Raw genomic sequence first — 22,210 nt, 5'->3', positions numbered from 1 at the left:
AATTCTTATCAAGAATATAACAATTAGCTTTAGGTTTAAAGAGTGGAACAATTAAAAAAATTCTTTTATGTTTTTCTAGCTCACATATACTCGAGCTTATTTATTGTATATATACCCTTTCTATATGTAAAAAAATTAAAAAGAAGCTTCAAAAATATCAATTATAGAAAAAGATGGGCTGAAAGATTCGCACAAACTAGCCTTCGATTTGACAGCAGCATATGGATACATTCAGTATCAGTTGGTGAAACTATTTCTGCTGCGCCACTAGTAAAAAAATTACTAAAAAATTTTCCTGATGAAAATTTTATTATAACCACAACTACACCAACTGGTAGTGATGTTGTAAATAATTTATATAGTAAATATTCAAATATACATCATATGTATATCCCTTATGATATAATTCCATTTATTAATAGTTTTTTCGTTAAAGTCAATCCTAAAATTTTTATAATTATTGAAACAGAAATTTGGCCAAATATTCTAAATAAATGTTTTGCTGAAAAAGTTCCTGTAATAATAACAAATGCCAGACTATCGAAAAAATCAATGAGAAACTATACCAAAATTCCTTTTGGTAAAGAATTTCTATTTAAGAATCTATCTCACATCAATGCTCAAACTGAGAAAGATGCCAAGAGATTTCATTCTTTGGGAGCAAATAAAAACAATATTTCTGTAACAGGAAACTTAAAATATAACCTTATCACTCCAGAAAACCTTGAAAATAAAATAGATAGCATCAAAGATAGTTTAGAAGTTAGACCAACATGGATCGCAGGCAGTACTCATCAAGGCGAGGAAGAAATAATCCTTGAAGCACATAAACAAATCTTAAAAATACGTCCAAACTGTTTATTAATATTGGTTCCAAGACATAAAGAACGCTTTCAGAAAGTAGAAAAACTAATCTCGAATAATTCTTTGACATACCAAAAAAGAAGTTCTTTAGAATGTCAAATCTCTAGTCACACCCAAGTATATTTAGGCGATACAATGGGTGAACTGCTACATCTTTATTACATTGCAGATATAACTTTCGTTGGCGGAACTTTAATAGATAATGGTGGACATAATTTACTTGAACCAGCTGCACTAGCAAAACCAATTTTAAGCGGTACAAGTCTTTATAATTTTAGTCAAATATCCAAAGAACTAATTCGTAATAAAGCTCTAACTCGTGTAAGAAGTCAACAAGAGCTTGCAAATAACATCCTTAAAATATTAGAAGATAAACAACTATCACAACAGATGTCTTCAGGCGCGCTTAAAACCTTTAAAGCGCATAGTGATGTGCTTGAAAAGCAGTATAATAATATCGTAAAATTTTTATGAGTAGTGAAAAGATAATAAAAGATTTCGAAATTTTTGCTGAAAAAGTATTTACTCAGTTTGGATGTATATCCAAAACATTACTAAGTGCGATGTATTATAGTTTTTTTAGTGGTGGTAAGAGAATAAGAGCACAGTTTGTTTATGTAATTGGCGAGGCTTTAGCTATTGATAAAGCAAACTGTGATAAAATTGCTTTTGCAATAGAATCTATCCATACCTACTCGCTAATACATGATGATCTTCCTGTTATGGATAATGATAGACTCCGTAGGGGTAAACCTACTTGTCATATCAAATTTAATGAAGCTACTGCAACATTAGCAGGTGATGCCTTACAATCTTTAGCTTTTGAAATATTACAAGATATCAACTGTCGAGATATAGATAAACTAAGAAAAATAAATAAATTCTTTGCTCAATGCTGTGGCGCTAATGGTATGGTTGGTGGTCAACAGTTAGATATTGAGGGTGAGAATAAAAAACTTATGCTTAATGAGTTAGAGATATTACATGCTAACAAAACTGCAAAAATGTTTAGAGCATGTATAGTTTTACCTTATATTCTCTCACAAAATCAAAATAACAAAAAAGAAGATTTATTAATAAGGTTATCAGACTTAATAGGTTTATGCTTTCAGATTAAAGATGATATTTTAGATGTCACGAAGACAACTACTGAGCTAGGGAAAACTAGTGCTAAAGATATAGATGCTAATAAATCCACATATGTTTCATTAATAGGATTGGAAGGCGCAAATAAATATTTATTAGATAAAAAAAATGAAATCAATCAAATTATCAACAACCTCAAAAATAACAACATTAGCTCAATCAAACTTGAAAAACTTATTAATTTAGTTATTAATAGAAACTGTTAGTTATTTTTGCTACAATTCCGTAAGTTTATTTAAAAGTTAATTTAAAATGCAAACCCTACAAAAAATATATGCTTGGCTAGTGCATCTTTTTACATCATTAGGTGCTGTATTTGGTGTCTTAGCTATTATATTTTCAATAGAAGCTGCCAAAACAATTGTATTAGGTCAAACGTATCTACATCACTACTATATTAAGCTTTCAATGTTTAGCATTATAATGGCGATATTTATTGACTCAATAGATGGTAGCCTAGCGAGATTGGTTGATATCAAAAAACTTGCTCCTCTAGATGGCTCCCTTCTTGATAACATTATAGACTTTACAACATATTCAATTGTTCCTTGCATTTGGATATATGTGTCTGCAATAGTTAGCCAACAATGGCTAATTCCAATAATAATAATGATAACTATTTCTTCTTCTTATCAGTTCTGTCAACTAAATGCAAAAACTAATGATTATTTTTTTGTCGGCTTTCCAAGTTACTGGAATGTTATAGTAATGTATATGATGTGTTTTCAGTCAAGTCAATTGATTAATGAAATAACGATAATAATATTATCAATATTCTCTTTTATACCGATAAAATATATATACCTATCAAGAACTGAGCATATTAGTGAGAGTAAATTTGTCAAAACATTTACATTTATTTTCACAATGTTAGTGGCTATTGTAACTTTCTTAGCAGTACTACTTTACCCACTAAAAACACCAACACCTCTAATAACAATAATATTAATGTTCTCAATATTTTATATATTTTTTAGTCTAAAGCTAAATTTTAAACCTGTAAAAAGTTAATCTGTTTATCTCTTAATCACTTCTATATGATAATATATTAGCTAAGTTAAGCTGTTTTTATAATTCTATATGAAAGTTTTAAGCCAAGAGGAGCGCCAAAAGCTCTTTTAGAAAATATTTTTCCATATAAGCATAAAATTCCATGTAATGTATATGAAAAACAAAAGCATTATCTACAAATAGAACTATTAAAATTTCAAAAGTGGGTAAAAGAAAATAATAAAAAAGTTCTGGTAATTTTTGAAGGGCGAGATGCCGCTGGTAAGGGTGGAACTATAAAAAGAATGATGGAACATCTCAATCCACGTGGTGCTAAGGTAATTGCCCTAGAGAAACCATCAGAACGAGAGAGAAATCAATGGTACTTTCAAAGATACATAGAATATCTACCATCTGGGGGGAAATAGTACTTTTTGATAGATCTTGGTATAATCGTGCTGGAGTTGAAAGAGTTATGGGATTCTGTACCGAAAGGGAATATTTTTTATTCCTAGAACAGGCTCCTCAACTAGAGAAAATGCTAGTTGATAGTGGTACTATGATAATAAAGTTTTGGTTCTCAGTTAACCAACAGGAACAAAAAAACAGATTTACTGCCAGAGAAAGTCACCCTTTAAAACAATGGAAACTTAGCCCAATAGATAAAGCATCTTTAGATAAATGGGATGATTATACTGAAGCTAAAGAAAGAATGTTTATATATACGGACAAACCATACGCACCATGGGTAATCGTTAAATCTGATGATAAAAAGTGCGCCCGACTAAATGCAATAAGATATATACTTAATAACGCTGAGTATGACAACAAAGATCATGAGGTAGCAATCCCACCGGATCCTCTTATCGTAGGTACATCTTCAAAAATATATAAATAACACTCTAAAACAAAAATAGCTCTTGACTAATAGCCTTATTTTAAATATAATTACGTCTAAGTTTTGGGCCTATAGCTCAGTTGGTTAGAGCGCCGGACTCATAATCCGTAGGTCGTAGGTTCGAGTCCTACTGGGCCCACCAAACATATTTCTCATACTGTTTCATACTATATCACAAATCAAATAATAAAGATGTTTTGATATATCTTTGTTGTATCAAACTATGTATTACTTAGATTATTTAATCCTTGATAGTAGTAGATTATATTGTGGTGTACATTAAGAGTACTTGTACCCATTTTCAATTTACACTCATGGCTAAAATAAGTAAGCAAAAATATTACACATATCTTTGATAGATTCATCGCTCACAGCTACTTATCTAAATCTGCTAGCAAGACTAGTATTAAATAAAGCTCATTTTATTAAAAAAAATATTTCATGTTAACTTTTCTCAATATTTTTAATTTTTATTGTAGTTAATGTAGTAATTTAAAATGTAGTAACGAGACAGGATAATACAATATAAAGATAATTAATATGCTACTAATTAAAATAAATTATTAAGCACTTTCTAGGTTTGCTACCGAAAGAGTGCTTAATCTATTAGGCACCAAATTTGTACTTCAATAGTTTTGTCAGTAGTAACCAGCTTGAGAAACTCTATTTTCCCTTTTCTAAATTAAAAATCTAGAAAACAATATAGAAAGTATAGCTTTATAAAAAAATCTAAATGTAGTATACAAGATTGATTTTTTTAAATCATGCTTTCTATACCTCTTCGTCTGACAAATCAGTTTGTATAAACTCTATTATCGCTACATTTTCCTCAACTATAGCAACTTTAAATCCTTCTATAGGAAAATAAGGTTCTAAAAGAACATTTTTATTCTTAATAACACTATCTAAATCTGTTACTTTATAGGCTATATGAGATAGTGTTTGAATTAAATTTATTTATAGGCAGTTTAGTCTAAAACGATAATATTGTATTCTGTCTGGGAGTTCACCACCTGAGGTATACATATCCATAATAGGGCTATAGCGTTCTCCAGGTCGTCGTTCAGTGACAGAAATTCCTACATGGTGGTATTCGTATTTCATAACTTTTTATCCATATTTTTTATTTATATCTATATTATAAAAAAAATTATTAATTAATTTAATCAAATTATAGCCATGCTTTATAAATCTCTGGTTTATAATAATAACAGAAACATAAAAGATTAATAAATATTTTAAATTATTCACAATTAAGATGTTTTATAAAAATTGTAGAATATTTAAGTTACAAACAAGTTAGTGCTGAACTTTGTATTTCAACTACAGTTGTAAGTAAGCAAATAAAAACCTAGAAAATCAAATATCTGAGAGACTATTTTTTCGTAACACGAGGAATGTCCAGCTAATAACTTTTGGTATAATAATGTTTGATAAATGCCAGAGTTTACTTAAAGAAGGTAAATAATCTTCAAAAATTTCTAGAGTCTAGACAAAAAACTCCTCAAGGTAAATTAACTGTATTAGTATTAAAGACTTTAGCTAAAAAACTAATCTTAAAGCATCTAAGTGACCTTATAAATAAATATCCTCTAATTGAGAGTGAACTAATATTTTCTGAACAAAATGGTGATTTAGCAAAAAGCAATATTAATATAATAGTAGGTTTTCCTCAAATTCCCCTTATTACTGACAACCTTAAATATAGAAAAATGCAACTCATATCAAATATATTATGTACCACCACTTGATTTAATTTAAAAATACGGTACACCAAATACAATAAAAGATTTACTCAATTATCCATTTATATCATATAGCCTAAGAAAACCATGGACAAAGCTGCTCTTAGAAAAGAGATTATATATCATGTTCCACACCAATATTATTTATGGATGACTTTAATGTACTTAATCAAGTCTGTAAAGATAGGATTGGAATTTTTTAACTGTTGATAGCTTAGTTGAAAAAGATATAAAAGACAGAAATCTAATACAAATTCTACCTGATGTAAAGTTTAAGAAATATTAGATATTCATTTTTTATCAAAAATTATGGACATGATTAACCAAAAATAAAAGTTTTTTTATATTTTTATTGTTATAAAATTGCTGCTAAATAGTTTTGTTTATCTTTTTTAGTAAGTCTAACTTTATGCTCATTCATTAACGTACCATGAAAAGACTTAGCTAAATCTTCTAAGACATCTAGCATTAATTTATAGCATGTTTTAACATCATAATCGATACTGGCAAGTTTTCTACAATTCATTACAGCGATAATACCAGTTATACTACCATCTTTAGCACTAAAAAACTCTTGCTCTTGGTTATCAAGTAAAATGCTAAAGATAACATCCTTATAATTAACTTTTTGGAAAACCTTGTCATCAGTATATTTCACTCCATAGTACTTTAAAAATTCGGTTAAATCTTTTATTTGAATTGGTTCAATCGCTTCAAAGTAAAGTAGTAAAAAACCATCTCTTAAGAGCGGATATTCATGCTGAATATTTTCAACATTAGCAGCATGTTCTGAGTAACTTTTAGCTTGAGTTATAAGCTCTTGAGTATTACTTTGTTCAATATTTCTAAGTATTTCTAATTGTTTGAGACGCAAACTTTTACGATATAAATCTATTATGATCAATATCACCAAAACTAAAACTAATGCCAATATTATTGTCATTTACCTAACACCTATAATGTTTTTATACTCATGTATTATATCTCTAAAGACTATAAAAATTAAGATTTTTCTATCATAATATCTAATACTTCGATGATTTTACTCTCAGTATCAATAACCATTTCTGTATGAATTTTTTCAAATTCTTTTACTATATGATCGTTGCGCTTTTTATCATCAAACAATCTTTTTAATTCGCTAAATAAATTATCTGCTGTACAGTCTTCTTGTATTAATTCTTTAACGATTTCGCTTTTGTGCAAGATATTAGGGAAAGCCCAATAACTATGGTTACCAATAAGGATTTTGCCAATAAAAGCTGAAAGCCATGATAACTTATAACCTACAACCATAGGTAGTTTACATAGCATAGCCTCCAATGTTGCTGTTCCTGATGCTAATAAACTCAAATCAGATGCTTTTAAAACTTCATGCGAACTTGCTTCAAAAACTTCAATCCCTAGATCATCAATTTGCTGCTTATATTTAGCAAATAGTGGTTTTAATGATGGCTTAGCTAAAGGCATAATAGCTTTAAATTTATACCCGGCATCTACTAATTTCTGTAATGCTGTCAAAAATAATGGTAACAGCCTTGTAACTTCTGTAGTACGACTTCCCGGTAAAACTGATAATATTGACAAAGAATTATTTTCTAAACCGAGTTTTTCTTTATACTTAGCTCTGTCAATATGTATTGGGATATTCTTAGCTAATGGGTGGCCAACATATATAGCTTCAAAATTATGCCTTTTTTTATAGTATCCAACTTCAAAAGGCAAAATTGCTAATATCTTATCAGTTGCTTTGCGTATTTTTTTGATACGATATTCCCGCCAAACCCATATTTTGGGACTTACATAATGTATAGTCTTAATACCAGCAGCTCTTAATTCTTTTTCAACCGTAAGATTAAAATCAGGGGCATCTATACCTATAAATATATCAGGTTTATTTTGCTTAAAATAATTGATAATTTTGCTACGAATACTTAATATGCGTAGACTTTTTGAGATAATTTCTAAAAAACCAATTAATGATAGTGCATCCATTGAGTAGAGGCTTTTAAAACCAGCTGCTGCCATTTTAGGGCCACCAATACCCTCAATTGTTGCATTAGGATATCTTAGCTTTAAAACCTCAACTAGTGTACCACCCAATTGATCACCTGAGAGTTCTCCAGCTACAATACCTATTCTCATTACCTTAGTATACCTCTTCGCGAAGTACTAATCACATCAACAAAAGGCTCTAAAACTTTGTCTTCTTTAGCCATATCTTTGATTATCTCAAAAGCTTCTTTCATCATTAAACCTTTACGATATAACACCTTGTAAACTTCTTTGATTTTTTTCATTTCTTCAGGTGTAAAACCACGGCGCTTTAAGCCTTCAGTATTTATACCACAAGGAGTTGAGCCAGCATTCACAGCAGTAACCATTAGATATGGAGGGACATCCTTACCAACCAGTGCTGCATGAGCAATAAAAGCATGTTTACCGACTCTACAAAATTGATGAACACCAACATTAGAACTTAAGATTGCATAATCATCAATATGCACATGTCCAGCTAAACCAATCCCATTAACCAAATTTATGTAACTACCTATTTTACAATCATGACCAATATGCACATAGCACATAATAATATTGTTGTTACCAACTGATGTAATTCCAGTTTCTTTTGCGGTTCCACCATGAATGGTTGCACATTCTCTGATAATATTATTATCACCAATAACAACCTGAGAAAAATCGCCTTTTTTATATGTATAATCAATTGGGTCATCACCGATTGAAGCATACTGGAAAATCCGATTATTTTTGCCTATAACAGCATTATCGCCAATTGTTACATGGCCTTTTAACTCAGTATTCTCACCAATAACAACATTTTTCCCAATAACACAGAATGGTCCTATTATAGCAGTATCGGCTATTCTGGCGCTCTCATGTACTACTGCCAAACTATGTATCACGATTAATAGTCCTTATATGCTGCCATTAATTCAGCTGAACAAACAACTTGTCCATCAACCTTCGCTACTGACTCTGCAGTGCAGATGATATTTTTTTGTTTTACCATGCGTGACTCAATCACTAACACATCGCCTGGTATAACAGGTTTTTTAACTCTTACCTTATCAATACCAGCTAGCATAAACGTTCTTCTACCACCGCCAGCTTTCTCAACCACATGAGCAAACAATGTTTCTGCCATTAATTCACCAAGTATTGCTGTTGCTTGGGCCATTGCTTCAACTATTAATACACCAGGCATGACTGGAAAATCAGGAAAGTGCCCGTTAAAAAAATCCTCATTTACAGTGACATTTTTTTGTGCAACAATCGTTCTATCTTCAATACTCCAATCAACGATCTTATCCAAAAATGCAAAAGGATACCTGTGAAGTAAGATTTTTCTAATTCCAATTACATCTATCTGTTTATTATTTTCATTAAACTGACTCATTAAACAATCCTTAATTATTTAATTTTTTCTTCTAGTTGTTTTACTTTTGTAATTAGAGTATCAACCTTAGCTAGTTTAGCCACAAACCTACCCCATTGGATCCTAGGTTTAGCTTCAAACGCAGCATAGTACATCCCTGGCTTAGTAATCGACTTACCAATATTAGATGCGCCACCTATGATAGTATTATCACAAATACTGATATGTCCAGTTATAGCTGACTGACCTCCAACAAGACAGTTATCACCAATCATTGTACTACCTGCAACAGCTGTAACACCAGCTATGGCGGTATTTTTACCGATAACTACATTATGAGCTATCTGTACTAAATTATCAATACGTGCGCCCTTTTTAATTATCGTATCATCAATAGCCCCTCTATCAACAGTTGTTCCAGAGCCAATCTCAACATTATCTTCGATAATCACTCTACCTAGTTGAGGAATCTTAGTCCAACTACCATCTTCATCTCTTGCATTACCAAAACCGTCACAACCAATTACAGTATTTTGATGAATAATACATCCAGCACCAATTACAACATCATGAGCAATAGATACATTACTCTTAATAAGAGTATCATTACCTATTTTAGTGCCATTATCAACCGTTGCACAGGCACCTATGCAGACATTATCACCGATAATTACATTTTCGCCAATAACCGTATTAGCTCCTATAGTGACATTTTCACCAATTACAGCACTTGCAGCTATAACAGCTTTACTATGAATTTTACCATCTGGACGCGGCGATTTATCAAATAATTCCATAACCTTTGCTAGAGCCATATAAGGATTTGATAACACTATTGCATTTGTATTACAGTATTCTAATTCCTCTTCTGTAATTAAAACTGCTGATGCTTTTGTCTTAAATAATGCCTTTAAATACTTAGGGTTAGTACAAAAAGAAATATTGCCTTCACCAGCTTGTGATAGTGTAGCAATCTTATTTATCTCGATACTTTTATTGCCCTTGACTTTACCATCAAGCTTTGATGCTAGAAAATCTAAAGTATACATTAATAAAACTCCCTAAGATTATTCAGAGTCTTTATTCATCAACTCAATAACTTGGTTTGATATATCATCAACATTATTGACATAAGCTAATGCCTGTGTTGTAAGCACTATGTTATAATTTTTTTGCTTAGCAATTGTCTGTACCGCCTTATCAAATGAAGCTTGAAATTTCTTTGATAGCTTATCTTTTGCCATATACTCTTTTTGCTGTAAGATTCGTGCTTTTTCAGCAAAGTTTTGTTGTTCTTGTTGGATTTGCTGGTGTTTCTTGTCTAATTCACTTTTAGTCATAGTTGCAGAATTATCTTGTAAAGCTTTCATCTGCTGCATAATATTATCTTGTTCTTGCTTAAGCTTAGTAGCATCTGGCTTAAGATCATTTTCAAGTTTTTTGACGCTCACAGATCCTAAATCAGAATCATTGAAGATCTCAACTGGATTGACTACAACTATTTTAGTGTCTGCATACGCTGCAGTAAATGCACTCGCCAAAACGCATATTGATAAAGCAATTTTTTTCATTTAGAAGATCTCTCTTAAATTTATTATAATCATTTTAATAATAGATTCTAACACAATATTACCAAAGTTGTTAAGCCGTTTTAGGTACCAGATACAATTAATCTAGCTTTTTATACAAGAAAATAACATATCTGTTTTAGAAGTTTTGTCCTAATGAAAATTGGAATACTTGAGTTATATCACCTTTTTGCACATTAAATGGCTGAGCAAATGACATAGCTAATGGTCCCATTGGCGAAGCCCATCTAAACTCAACACCAATAGAGTATTTCAAATTAGAAAATGAAGGTACAGTTTCTTGCTTTGGTTGAGAAGCTACTACCCCATTTAAATTATAAGTTGTATATGTATTACCTATATCGACAAATGCGCCTATCCTCATATTAGAACTATCCTTTATAAAAGGTACAGGAAACAATAGATCATAGTTATTGTAAATATTAAGGTTACCACCAATTGAGTTACCCGTCGAACCATCTATTAAGTTAATATCACGTGGACCAAGTGAACCTTGTAGGAAACCACGTACGCTTCCCCAACCACCACCATAGAAGTTCTCGTAGAAAGGTAGTTCTTTTGTTTTACCAAAACCGCCACCATATAGAACTCCAGCTCTAATAGTTAGCGCTGACATATCAGTATTTGGCACAGCTATATTATAAGTACCTCCAACTTCTACCTTATATGCATTAATATTACTAATAACTGGAATGTTAACAGAGCCATTTAAATTAAATGATCCTCCATATGTAGCAAAAATATATTTATTTGAATTATCGTAACTCCAACCTGCTGTCAATGCAGGCTCATTAAAGTTGTTTCTACCGCCTTGTTGTTGGATAAACCATTGTACAATTGAAGACTGATAAATAGTTGATTGCTTAACTGTATTATTAGCAAAAGTTATACCTGCTGAAACATTACTAAACGTTGATATAGGTAAACCATATATCAATCTTGCACCAATAGTATCTAACTGATACGCAGCAACAGCATTTGTCTTAGCAAAGTTTGATCTATTTACGTATGCAGAAATATTTTGACTAATTCCTGTAGTAGTAAAAAATGGATCAATATAACTTATATCTAATTGTTGGAATGGGATCGAAAGCTGCACATTAACATTAAAAGTATTACCAGTACCAAAAACGTTAGGCATATTTAGCCTACCGCCTATCATAAAACCATACAAATCCGAGAATCCTAAGCTTCCACTTATTGAGTTAGCATTCCTCTCTTTGATATTATAATTCATATCAACCAAATCATCAGATCCTGCAACAGGAACAAGCTCCATATCAGCTGAGCCAACATATGGCAATTGGTCTAACCTTCTTTGAGACTTATCTATTGCCTCCTTATTATATTGACTTTGCTCATAATATTGTAATTGGCGCCGAAATACATAATCATTAGTTACATTATTTCCAAAGAAATTTATTCTATTCACATAAACCTTCTTCCCAGCATCGACAACAATCTTAAAAGAAACTATACGATTATTCTTATCAACCGTAGGAATAGGATTAACTGTAGCAAAAGCATATCCTTTACTACCTAGCAGAGTCTTTATACCCTTAACTGTATCAACCAGTTTGGATTTTGAGAACACTTCGCCTTGTTTTATCTTTACCAAAGATTGTAACTCTGATTTTGGTAAAATAAACTTACCAGTTAAAGAAATACTACCAACTTTATAAATCTGTCCTTCTGCAACATCAAAAGTAATATATGAATGCTCACGGTCTTTGGACATTGATACTTGTTTCGATGTAACCTTAAAATCTAAATAACCTCTATCTAAATAATAGTTTGTTATGCCTTGGACAGACTGACTCATACCATCTGGTGAATAACTATCAAAAGATGACAAAAAACCCCATAAATTCCATATCGAAGGCACTTGAAATGCAACACTAGTACCTAAGTCGGCATCATCAAAATTTTTATTACCGACAAAGTTTACCGAATCAACAGTTGCAAGTTTACCCTCTTGAAAGTTTATATTTATATCAATCCTATTATTTGGTAGTTTCCTGATGTTTTCTTGTATTTTTGCACCATATAAACCCAGCATAGAGTACTGATTAAGCAAAGATTGCTTAAGCAAAAACATCATATTAGGATTATAAACATTACCTACATATATACCCGCATCAGTAAAAACTTTCTCAAGATTATCTTTACTAAGCTTTTTATTACCACTAAAACTAAACCCTGCTATAATCGGTCTTTCTTTGACATTAATAAAAAGATTACTTCCTTTACGATATAAATCGACACTGTTAAAAAATCCAGTGCCATAAAGATTATTAATAATCTGATTTGTATCTTCAGATGTAATGTAGCTTCCTTTCTTATAACCAATGCGGCTTTTAACTACATCACTCTGTAAGCCCTCTAATCCATTAATAGATACATTATCTAATATAAAGTTGTCATTATCAGCCCAGCCGCTAAATGCAATACTCATAAGAAGAGAGGATAATACAAACTTCTTTCTCAAAAAAAACACTCAATTTACCCCAAAACAGAATCCACATACTCACGAGTTTTTCTATCTATTTCAAAAACTTCTTCTATATTTTTTGGATTCTCAAAATTTAACTCTTTTGTTACTTTTTTGTTTACTTCTATAATCTCTAAATACTTAATCTTTTCATCTAAAAATGCTGCTACCAGCTCCTCATTAGCAGCATTAAAAACTATATTAGCAGCATAATTTTTATTCTGTAAGTTCTCAAATACAATCTTCAATGCTTCAAATCTTTCAAAACATGCTTTTCTAAAGGTCAATTCACACTTTGTAAAATCAAACTTAGCGACTTGTGTTTCACCTCTAAGAGGATAGTATAAGGCGTTTGCTATAGGCGTTTTCATATCCTGTGCTCCTAGCTGAGCCAAATAACTACCATCAATATATCTCACCATTGAGTGAATTACACTCTGAGGATGAATTAGAACGCTTATTTTATCAGCTAGGACACCAAAAAGCCAATATGCTTCGATAACCTCTAGAGCTTTATTCACCATTGTTGATGAATCAACAGAAATTTTGCGTCCCATTTGCCACTTAGGATGAGCACATGCCTGCTCCTGCGTTACATCAATTAGCTCATGCAACTGCTTATCTCTAAAAGGTCCTCCAGATGCTGTCAAAATTATTTGGTCAATATCTTTGGCATATTGCTTGTTAGCATTATCTATACATTGGAATATTGCATTATGCTCACTATCTACAGGTATAAGTTGAGCATTATTTTTTATAACTTCATCTACCAATAAGTGTCCTGCTGTTACTAACGATTCTTTGTTAGCAAGCAAAATTTTCTTACCTGCTTTAGCTGCTGCAAAAGTTGGCCTAAGCCCTGCGATACCAACTATAGCAGACATAACTATATCAACCTCTGGCAAACTGGATACTTTCTCAAGCCCCTGTTCTGCTATCAAAATATCAACATTAGTAACTAATGACTGTAACTTTTGTTTTTTAGCTAAATTTGGAACCACAGCAAACTTAGGCTTAAACTCTTGGCATAGCTTTGCCAGTTTCTCAATATTACTAAATGCTGTTAAAGCAAAAACTTCAAAATCATTACTCTCTCTAATAACAGCTAAAGTGCTATCACCTATAGATCCTGTAGCTCCTAATATGGTAATCTTAGTTTTTTTAAACATACCAACTATTCGCTCTGTGCAGTATCATCAGAAGATTCTATATCTTCATTATTCTCAACATCATCCTGCTTAACTACTTTTAAGCTAATAAGTTTTTCATTATTTCTCAGATTAATCAATCTAACCCCTTGAGCAGAGCGACCACATTCTCTAACCTCATCAGAAGATATTCTTACCAAAGTGCCATTATCAGTAATCATCACAATATCTTCATCATTCTCAACCAAAACAGCTACTACAACCTTACCATTACGCTGTGATGTTGATATAGCTATAACACCCTGGCTAGCACGCTTAGTTTTACGATATTCACAGACTGCTGTTCTCTTACCATAACCATTTTCTGTAGCTGCTAAAACAATCCCCTCATCTGCATTTGTCACAAGCATTGAAACTATCTTTTGGTCAGGCTGAATACGCATACCAGTTACTCCAGCTGCTGAACGACCCATAGCCCTCACATTAGATTCATCAAAACGGATTGCTTTACTTGCATCAGAGAACATCATAATCTGCTTATTACCATCTGTAAGAGCAACGTAAGATAATTCATCACCATCATTTAAGCCAATTGCTATCTTACCTGTTGAACGCGGTCTAGCAAATTCAGACAGATCAACTTTCTTGACTCTGCCAAGTTTAGTTGCCATAAACACATACCAACCCTCGTTAAACTGAGAAATTGGCATCATTGATGTTATTCTTTCATCCTTCTCTAATGGCAAAATATTGTTAATTGGTCTACCTTTCGAAATTCTACTTGCGACTGGGAAATCATAAACTTTTGACCAGTACACTCGACCTAAACTTGAGAAACACAACATAGTATCATGAGTTGAAGCAAGCATTAACTTAAATATACTATCTTCTTCTTTAGTCTTAGTCGCAGATTTACCAACACCACCACGCTTTTGCGCATTATATATACTTAATGGTTGAGTTTTAACATAACCATCCATAGACAAAGTTACAACCATATCTTCTTCTGCAATTAAATCTTCTCTAGTTAGATCTAATCTTGACTCTATAATTTCTGATTTCCTCTGATCACCATATTTATCTCTAATTTCAACAAGCTCCTCTTTAACAACGCGAATTAGTTCATTAACATCGCTCAAAATACTAATTAGATATTTAATTCTATCAATAAGCTCTTTGAATTCATTGACAATCTTATCTTGCTCCAAACCCGTCAATCTGTGTAATCTCAAAGCAAGTATCGCATCTGTTTGCTCGTCAATTAGATTATATGAAGCATCAGCTTGTATACCATAGTGAGATGCTAAAGTTTCTTTACGATACATTTTGACATCCACACCCTCTAGCATACTCTTAACCATAGAACCATTCCATGATCTAGCAAGTATAGACTCTTTTGCATCAGCCGGTGAAGGAGATTCCTTGATAAGCTCAATCATCTCATCAATATTTACTAATGAAAGTAACAGACCTTCTAGTATATGCGCTCTTTCTTTTGATTTTCTCAGCTCAAAAATTGTTCTTCGAGTTACAACTTCTTTTCTATGCTTAATAAACTGTTCTAGAATTTCTTTGAGGTTTAGTAACTTAGGCTTGTTGTCACTAAGAGCAACCATATTAATCCCAAAACTACATTGTAATTGTGTTTGGGCATATAAAGTATTTAGGACAACCTCAGGTGATTCATCTCTTTTCAGATCAATTACAACACGAATACCATCTTTATCAGACTCATCTCTAAGCTCTGAAATACCTGTTATTTTCTTATCCTTAACAAGCTCAGCAATCTTCTCTACAACCTTAGCTTTATTTACTTGGTAAGATATTTCTGTGACCACTATTTGTGATTTACCAGATGCTTCATCTTCATGAATATTAGCTTTAGCACGCATAATTACGCGTCCTCTACCTGTCTTATACGCCTCTAGTATTCCATCTGTACCATTAATGTATGATCCAGTAGGAAAATCAGGTGCAGGAATATATTCTATAAGCTCTTCGATAGTTAAGTGAGAATTATCAATAAGAGCTATAGTACCATTGATAACCTCTGTCATATTGTGTGGTGGAATATTAGTCGCCATACCAACAGCGATACCTGATGAACCATTTACCAAAAGATTGGGAACTCTTGTTGGCAACACATCCGGAACTAACTCAGTATTATCATAATTAGGTGAAAAATCTACAGTTTCTTTGTCTATATCGATTAAAAGCTCGTGCGTTAGTTTCTCCATCCTAATTTCGGTATAACGCATTGCTGCTGGCGAATCGCCATCAACAGAACCAAAGTTACCTTGTCCATCTACCAAAGTGTAACGTAATGAAAAAGGCTGTGCCATCCTAACAATAGTATCATAAACAGCTGTATCACTATGTGGATGATATTTACCTATAACATCACCGACAATCCTTGCAGACTTTTTATATGGCCTATTGTAGTAGTTAGATAACTCATTCATCGCAAAAAGTACACGACGATGGACAGGCTTAAGACCATCACGCACATCTGGCAAAGCACGACCAACAATTACACTCATCGCATAATCAAGATATGATTGTTTTAGTTCTTTTTCGATATTTATCGATGATGATTCTTTTGTAGTTATAGACATTAGTTATCGCTTTTAATCAAGATAAAACATATAATCGTTATTTTAACATAACCTATAACAAAAAGCACTCTTTAGCAATCCATTCAAAAACCTTACAAAATCTAACTGCCAAAAATATCTTGACTATCACAAATAATAAAATTACACCTATCAATTTTTGATAACTCTTATTTAAATAACTGATAAGGAAAATCTTGCAAAAAAATCTATAATCTGAAATACCTTTTTTAAAATCTAACTTTTTAGAAAAACAAGGAAGAAAGTTATCATTAGTTCTATTAATGTATCAATTATGTTGCCAGCAGCAACTTTTGCTAATAAATAAACAATTAAATCAAGGTGAAAGTAGCCTATCACAATACTTTTCCTATCAGTCAGTCAGAGGCATATGATATTTTTATTACCAATACCGAATATGCAAATATAGTTATTATGTCAAATGCTATAGCTGGTGTGATGTATGGTTATTTGATTAAGCAAAAATATCCAAACATGAAATTTAACAAAGACTATCTTATATGGTTCATTGATAGGCCAGCTAATGCAAGAGTCGGATATGTCTAGTCAAATAGCTCAAAACTTTGAGCCAAACAATCCTGATTAACTGATTCATAACAGCACATATGCAAATATATTACTACAAGCTGATCAAGGTGGTCCTTATCAGATTAATGACTACTCAAAAAGCTACCTTCATCTGAAGCTAAGGTAGCTCTTGGTCTAGCAAACTACGATGCTGTAGCCGCATTCAATACAAGATCAGGTGATGGTTCACATACAAAAAAATAGGTCCTGAAGCATTAGATAATATCTACTCTGGGCCAATGATAACTACTTTCTATCATTGCAACGATATTAATAGAATGAATGTTAACTCGACAGATGATTGGTATATGTACCATGAGCAATGGAATAAATGTCTACAAAACTCTCAAAAAAATACTGCTGGTGGTTTAACATTCCCATTTATGATGAATGTTGTCTATAATGCTGGTGACTATAGTCCAGTACTTAAGACATATTATAAATATCTGTGCTGAAGGTAGTTTCAACACTAAAGAGTATAAAAATATGAATAATTAGTTATTAGATACAATCAGTTATTAAACTAGAATTGGAGCTGAAAAGCCGAATACTGGTGAAGCTACATATTACAGATATCCACGTCAAGTTTCTTTCTATATCAATCAAATATTCAATAAATAATAACAAAAAACTTGAAGATACAGGTATATTGAAGTAAACAACCAAGTTACTTTCTCAGTGGCAAGACTAAAACAAGTATTGGCAATGGTGATACATAAATTATCTTATCGAGATAATAATGATCTTCACTTTATCAGTGTAAAAGATGTTAATAAAGCATTTGATCAAACTATCAATCAAGTTACAAAAACAGATGGGCAAATACTAGAATAACTAAGTTCCTCAAATACTCAAAAAACAGCCAATCAACAAAGATTATTAACTTATAAGATAATTAAAAAATCAATAACTAATCTTGCTCAAAACAATGATATTGATTTCACTAAAACTTATGATGCAAGCAAACCAGGACCAGAGTCTGGACCTACGCCAGAGCGTCAATATACATATCCAGATGGTTATTGGTAGCTATGTAAATGGAACTTGTATTAAAAGCAGGTAATAGTGAGTATAAGAGTAAAGTAGCTGACTGGTGCAACAATTCTGCCTACACTCCATTAGGAAACTTCTCTGATGCTGCTTAGGAAAACCCTAAGCCCTCAACCCAAACCAACTCCAGTAGGCACATGGGATCCTACAAAAGAGTATATTACTGGTGACATTGTTGAAATAAATGGTGTCGAATACGCCGTACAATGGTGGAATAAAAGAGTTAATCCTGTAGAAAATCATACTCAATATCAAGATCCTTGGAATATTGTTAAATAATCATGGTTTTCTAGGCTGCCCATGGTGGAATGATTTAGTCAAGTAAATTCCAGTCTATTTTCTGACCCTTTTTCTCAATCAAATACTTATTACAATCAACAAAATGATTACAGCCTAGAAAACCTCTATTTGCTGATAACGGCGATGGATGTGTAGACTCTAAAACCAAATGCTTTGAACTATCAATAAGAGCTTTTTTCTTGTGTGCATGCGAACCCCAAAGCATAAATACAACGTTCTCCTTATGTTCTGAAATCTTGCTAATTACAGTATCTGTAAAAGTCTCCCAACCTATATCTTTATGTGAATTTGCTTTATGAGCTTCAACTGTCAAAGTAGTATTTAATAAAAATACTCCTTGCTTTGCCCAATCAACTAAGAAACCATGATTTGGAATTTCAAACTCTGGAATACTTTGAACAAGCTCTTTATAAATATTTTGTAACGATGGAGGAATATCCACCCCTTTTTGTACTGAGAAGGCCAAACCATGTGCTTGATTATAGCTATGATATGGATCTTGACCCAAAATGACCACTTTTAGATTATCTAGCTCAGTATATTTAAAAGCATTAAAAATATTTTCTTTAGCTGGGAAAATCACCTTACCTTTAGCGATTTCACAAGCTAAAAAGTCAAGTATTTGTTTAAAATAAGGTTTTTGTTTTTCTTCTGAGAGAATATCTGACCAAGTCATTTTTGGCACTCCTGTAAAATTTAATTAATTAAATACCTAAATGAGCCTCTAGCTGATAGAGATTCAGTTATAACCATTGAAAGACTATTTTTTAGAATTTTTTTATGATTATAACAAAATGAAATATATAAAAAGAAAAAAGTTTACAGAATTTGAAATTAATAGAAATTACTTTTTCTTTTGTGGCGGAAGATCTGTTGCAGTACCTTCATAAACTTCTGTAGCCATCATTAAGCTTTCAGATAGAGTCGGATGTGGATGAATTGTAAGAGCTATATCTTCAGCATCACAGCCCATTTCTATTGCAAGAGCTGCTTCTGAAATAAGCTCACCAGCATTAGTACCAACGATAGAAGCACCAATAATTCTATGATTCTCATCAAATAGAACCTTAGTCATACCCTCTGATCTACCAATACTTAATGATCTACCACTAGCAGCCCATGGGAACACACCTTTTTCATACTTAATACCTTTAGTTTTTGCAGAAGTCTCTGTCTCACCAACACAAGCAACTTCTGGATCAGTATAAGCAACAGAAGGAATCACTAAAGGATCAAAACTATGATTAAGACCTGAGATAACCTCAGCAGCAGTTCTACCTTCTGGTACAGCTTTATGCGCAAGCATAGGTTGACCAACGATGTCACCAATAGCAAAGATATGCGGAACATTAGTACGAAGTTGTTTATCTACTGGGATAAAGCCTCTTTCATCAACTTTAACACCTGCTTTTTCAGCATCTATTAACTTACCATTTGGCTTACGACCAATAGCCATAAGTACTCTATCATAGCGCTCTTCTTTAGCCGGATGATCACCTTCCATAGTTACATAAATACCATCTTTACGCGCATCCATAGCTGTTACAGCAGTTTTCAAACGCACTTCATAATGCTTATTCATCTTCTCGTAGGCTTTGATGATATCTTTGTCAACACCGTTCATAAGCTGGTCAGCAAACTCAACAACTGTAATTTTTGTGTCTAGCTCAGAGTAAACCTGTGCCATCTCAAGACCAATAATACCACCACCAACTACAAGCATAGTTTCAGGGATTTCTTTCATTTGTAATGCACCAGTTGAATCAATAATTCTGTCATCTTTTGGTACAAACGGTAGCTTAATAACACTTGAACCTGCAGCAATAACACAGTTATCAAAAGTAATCTTTGTAACTTTACCATCAGCAGCCTCTACAGCTAGTTCTTTATCAGAAATAAATTTACCATAACCTTGCACGATCTTGACCTTTCTCATTTGAGCCATACCTTTAAGACCGCCAGTAAGCTTAGCTACAACATCATCCTTATACTTAAGAATTTTAGCTTTATCAATTTTCATATCATTCATTTCAATGATACCATCAGCAGCTAAATGTCTAGCTTCATTTATCACCTTTGCAATATGAAGAAGTGCCTTAGATGGGATACAACCAACATTTAGACACACACCACCAATATTTTCATATCTCTCAACCAAAGTTACTTCTAGTCCCAAGTCAGCCGCTCTAAACGCTGCACTATATCCACCAGGACCACTACCTAAAACTACAAGTTGTGTTTTAATATCACTCATTTTTAAAACTCCACTTACATTATGATTTCACGTAAATCAGATAAAATCTGACAATATCTAGTTAAGAACTTAGCTGCTAATGCGCCATCTATCACTCTATGATCTGTAGATAGTGATAATGGTAGCATAGTTCTAGGAACAAACTCTTTACCATTCCAAACAGGTTTCACAGCTGTTTTAGATACACCCATAATAGCTACTTCTGGCATATTAATAATTGGTGTAAATGATGTAGTACCTAATACACCTAAACTTGAGATGGTAAACGTAGCACCTGTCATATCTTTTGCACCAAGTTTACCATCACGAGCTTTGCCAGCCAACTCCATAATATCTTTTGATATTTCAATAATACCTTTTTTATCAGCATCTTTGATTACCGGAACTATTAAGCCTGCTGGAGTATCTACAGCAAAACCAATATTGTAGTATTTCTTGATAATCAAGTTCTCACCATCATTTGATAATGAGCTATTAAATCTTGGGAACTCTTGTAATGCAACTGTAGCAGCTTTAACTAAGAATGATAAAGGTGTAATCTTGATACCCTCATTCTCAGTAAAGACTTTCTTAGCATTTCTGAATTCTTCTAAGTCTGTGACATCAGCAGCATCATAGAATGTTACATGTGGAATCTTAACCCAGTTACGGTGTAAATTCTTAGCGCTAATCTTGTTAATTCTTGATAATGGTTGGGTCTCAATCTCACCAAACTTACTGAAATCTACTACTGGATCATCTAAAAGATCTAAAAGACTTCCACTAGCAGCGACCTTTCCAGTCTGCACTTGTATAACAGCGTGCTTGATATAATTGTAGCAATCTTCTTTAGTTACACGACCCTTATGACCTGTAGCTTTAACCTTGCTTAGATCAACATTTAAAATTTGTGCTAGCTTTCTCACTGTAGGAGAAGCATGAGCATTAGAGTTATCTACGGCATACTCATTTACTGAACTTGATACTAGTGCTGGAGCTACTGCACTAGTACCAGTCTCAACTTTAAGAATCAAGCTACCTTGCGAAACTTTATCACCAACCTTTGTAACAACTTCAACAACTTTACCTGCTACAGGAGATGGTACTTCCATACTCGCTTTATCTGTTTCTAGTGTGATTAACGAATCCTCTTCTGCTA

19 protein-coding genes, 1 tRNA gene and 2 pseudogenes are annotated in these 22,210 nt (G+C 32.6%); 10 read left to right on the top strand and 12 right to left on the bottom strand.

What is annotated here, in order from left to right:
• Positions 1–42 precede the first annotated feature (42 nt).
• The 6 genes and pseudogenes from waaA to C9379_RS07435 all read left to right on the top strand — a co-directional run bounded on the left by waaA (position 43) and on the right by C9379_RS07435 (position 5,649).
• The gene (waaA, locus tag C9379_RS07460; protein WP_143385291.1) at positions 43–1,338 is read left to right on the top strand and encodes a lipid IV(A) 3-deoxy-D-manno-octulosonic acid transferase; all 1,296 of its coding nucleotides are present in this window, start codon (positions 43–45) and stop codon (positions 1,336–1,338) included.
• Positions 1,335–2,216, top strand: coding sequence for a polyprenyl synthetase family protein (locus C9379_RS07455; protein ID WP_143385292.1), 882 nt, complete (start codon positions 1,335–1,337; stop codon positions 2,214–2,216). The genes waaA and C9379_RS07455 overlap by 4 nt, the downstream gene beginning before the upstream one ends.
• A gap of 46 nt (positions 2,217–2,262) precedes the next feature.
• On the top strand, positions 2,263–3,021 hold the full coding sequence (locus tag C9379_RS07450) for a CDP-alcohol phosphatidyltransferase family protein (protein WP_143385293.1): 759 nt from the start codon (positions 2,263–2,265) through the stop codon (positions 3,019–3,021).
• A 69-nt stretch (positions 3,022–3,090) separates the two neighbouring features.
• Positions 3,091–3,898, top strand: a pseudogene (gene ppk2, locus C9379_RS07445) (polyphosphate kinase 2).
• Between the two features lie 65 nt (positions 3,899–3,963).
• A tRNA-Ile gene (locus C9379_RS07440) sits at positions 3,964–4,040 on the top strand.
• A 1,288-nt stretch (positions 4,041–5,328) separates the two neighbouring features.
• On the top strand, positions 5,329–5,649 hold the full coding sequence (locus C9379_RS07435; RefSeq protein ID WP_143385294.1) for a type 2 periplasmic-binding domain-containing protein: 321 nt from the start codon (positions 5,329–5,331) through the stop codon (positions 5,647–5,649).
• 349 nt (positions 5,650–5,998) lie between these two features.
• On the opposite strand, the gene C9379_RS07430 is transcribed toward C9379_RS07435, so the two are convergent.
• From C9379_RS07430 to gyrA, 9 genes are all read right to left on the bottom strand, one after another.
• Entirely contained in the window at positions 5,999–6,586 is a 588-nt protein-coding gene (locus C9379_RS07430) for a cell division protein ZipA C-terminal FtsZ-binding domain-containing protein (RefSeq protein WP_143385295.1), read from the bottom strand.
• 59 nt (positions 6,587–6,645) lie between these two features.
• Complete coding sequence (lpxB, locus tag C9379_RS07425) at positions 6,646–7,788, bottom strand: lipid-A-disaccharide synthase (protein ID WP_143385296.1); 1,143 nt, start codon at positions 7,786–7,788, stop codon at positions 6,646–6,648.
• The gene (gene lpxA, locus C9379_RS07420) at positions 7,788–8,567 is read right to left on the bottom strand and encodes an acyl-ACP--UDP-N-acetylglucosamine O-acyltransferase (protein ID WP_143385297.1); all 780 of its coding nucleotides are present in this window, start codon (positions 8,565–8,567) and stop codon (positions 7,788–7,790) included. Before lpxA ends, lpxB begins: the two co-directional genes overlap by 1 nt.
• 2 nt (positions 8,568–8,569) lie before the next feature.
• Positions 8,570–9,061 (bottom strand): 3-hydroxyacyl-ACP dehydratase FabZ, encoded by a 492-nt coding sequence (gene fabZ, locus C9379_RS07415; protein ID WP_143385298.1) that lies wholly within the window; start codon positions 9,059–9,061, stop codon positions 8,570–8,572.
• Between the two features lie 14 nt (positions 9,062–9,075).
• Positions 9,076–10,089 carry a UDP-3-O-(3-hydroxymyristoyl)glucosamine N-acyltransferase gene (gene lpxD, locus C9379_RS07410; RefSeq protein WP_143385299.1) on the bottom strand — a complete coding sequence of 338 codons (1,014 nt, stop codon included), beginning with the start codon at positions 10,087–10,089 and terminating at the stop codon, positions 9,076–9,078.
• Positions 10,090–10,107: 18 nt separating this feature from the next.
• Positions 10,108–10,611: an OmpH/Skp family outer membrane protein gene (locus C9379_RS07405; RefSeq protein ID WP_143385300.1), complete on the bottom strand. Its 504-nt coding sequence runs from the start codon at positions 10,609–10,611 to the stop codon at positions 10,108–10,110.
• 136 nt (positions 10,612–10,747) lie between these two features.
• Positions 10,748–13,126, bottom strand: a complete 2,379-nt coding sequence (gene bamA, locus C9379_RS07400; protein WP_143385301.1) for an outer membrane protein assembly factor BamA — start codon at positions 13,124–13,126, stop codon at positions 10,748–10,750.
• 5 nt (positions 13,127–13,131) lie between these two features.
• Positions 13,132–14,289 carry a 1-deoxy-D-xylulose-5-phosphate reductoisomerase gene (gene dxr, locus C9379_RS07395; RefSeq protein ID WP_143385302.1) on the bottom strand — a complete coding sequence of 386 codons (1,158 nt, stop codon included), beginning with the start codon at positions 14,287–14,289 and terminating at the stop codon, positions 13,132–13,134.
• A 5-nt stretch (positions 14,290–14,294) separates the two neighbouring features.
• Positions 14,295–16,883: a DNA gyrase subunit A gene (gyrA, locus tag C9379_RS07390; RefSeq protein ID WP_143385303.1), complete on the bottom strand. Its 2,589-nt coding sequence runs from the start codon at positions 16,881–16,883 to the stop codon at positions 14,295–14,297.
• Positions 16,884–17,175: 292 nt separating this feature from the next.
• Here gyrA and C9379_RS07385 point away from each other — a divergent pair.
• The 4 genes and pseudogenes from C9379_RS07385 to C9379_RS07370 all read left to right on the top strand — a co-directional run bounded on the left by C9379_RS07385 (position 17,176) and on the right by C9379_RS07370 (position 18,797).
• Positions 17,176–17,672: pseudogene (locus tag C9379_RS07385) on the top strand (hypothetical protein).
• A 74-nt stretch (positions 17,673–17,746) separates the two neighbouring features.
• On the top strand, positions 17,747–17,923 hold the full coding sequence (locus C9379_RS07380) for a hypothetical protein (RefSeq protein ID WP_318263461.1): 177 nt from the start codon (positions 17,747–17,749) through the stop codon (positions 17,921–17,923).
• Positions 17,924–18,146: 223 nt separating this feature from the next.
• Entirely contained in the window at positions 18,147–18,302 is a 156-nt protein-coding gene (locus tag C9379_RS07375) for a hypothetical protein (protein WP_318263462.1), read from the top strand.
• 300 nt (positions 18,303–18,602) lie between these two features.
• A complete protein-coding gene (locus C9379_RS07370) occupies positions 18,603–18,797 on the top strand; it encodes a carbohydrate-binding protein (RefSeq protein WP_318263463.1) in 195 nt (64 codons plus the stop codon).
• Between the two features lie 34 nt (positions 18,798–18,831).
• Here the strand turns inward: C9379_RS07370 and ung are convergent, their stop codons facing one another.
• The 3 genes from ung to C9379_RS07355 all read right to left on the bottom strand — a co-directional run.
• Positions 18,832–19,494 carry a uracil-DNA glycosylase gene (gene ung, locus C9379_RS07365; protein WP_143385304.1) on the bottom strand — a complete coding sequence of 221 codons (663 nt, stop codon included), beginning with the start codon at positions 19,492–19,494 and terminating at the stop codon, positions 18,832–18,834.
• A 168-nt stretch (positions 19,495–19,662) separates the two neighbouring features.
• The gene (lpdA, locus tag C9379_RS07360; protein ID WP_143385305.1) at positions 19,663–21,072 is read right to left on the bottom strand and encodes a dihydrolipoyl dehydrogenase; all 1,410 of its coding nucleotides are present in this window, start codon (positions 21,070–21,072) and stop codon (positions 19,663–19,665) included.
• A 14-nt stretch (positions 21,073–21,086) separates the two neighbouring features.
• Positions 21,087–22,210: 2-oxo acid dehydrogenase subunit E2 (locus C9379_RS07355; protein WP_343377575.1), on the bottom strand; the 1,124-nt coding region annotated here is incomplete at its 5' end.

The organism is Francisella-like endosymbiont, from assembly GCF_003069505.1.
Taxonomy (GTDB): Bacteria; Pseudomonadota; Gammaproteobacteria; order Francisellales; family Francisellaceae; genus Francisella.
This window is presented reverse-complemented; position numbering and strand designations above follow the sequence as displayed.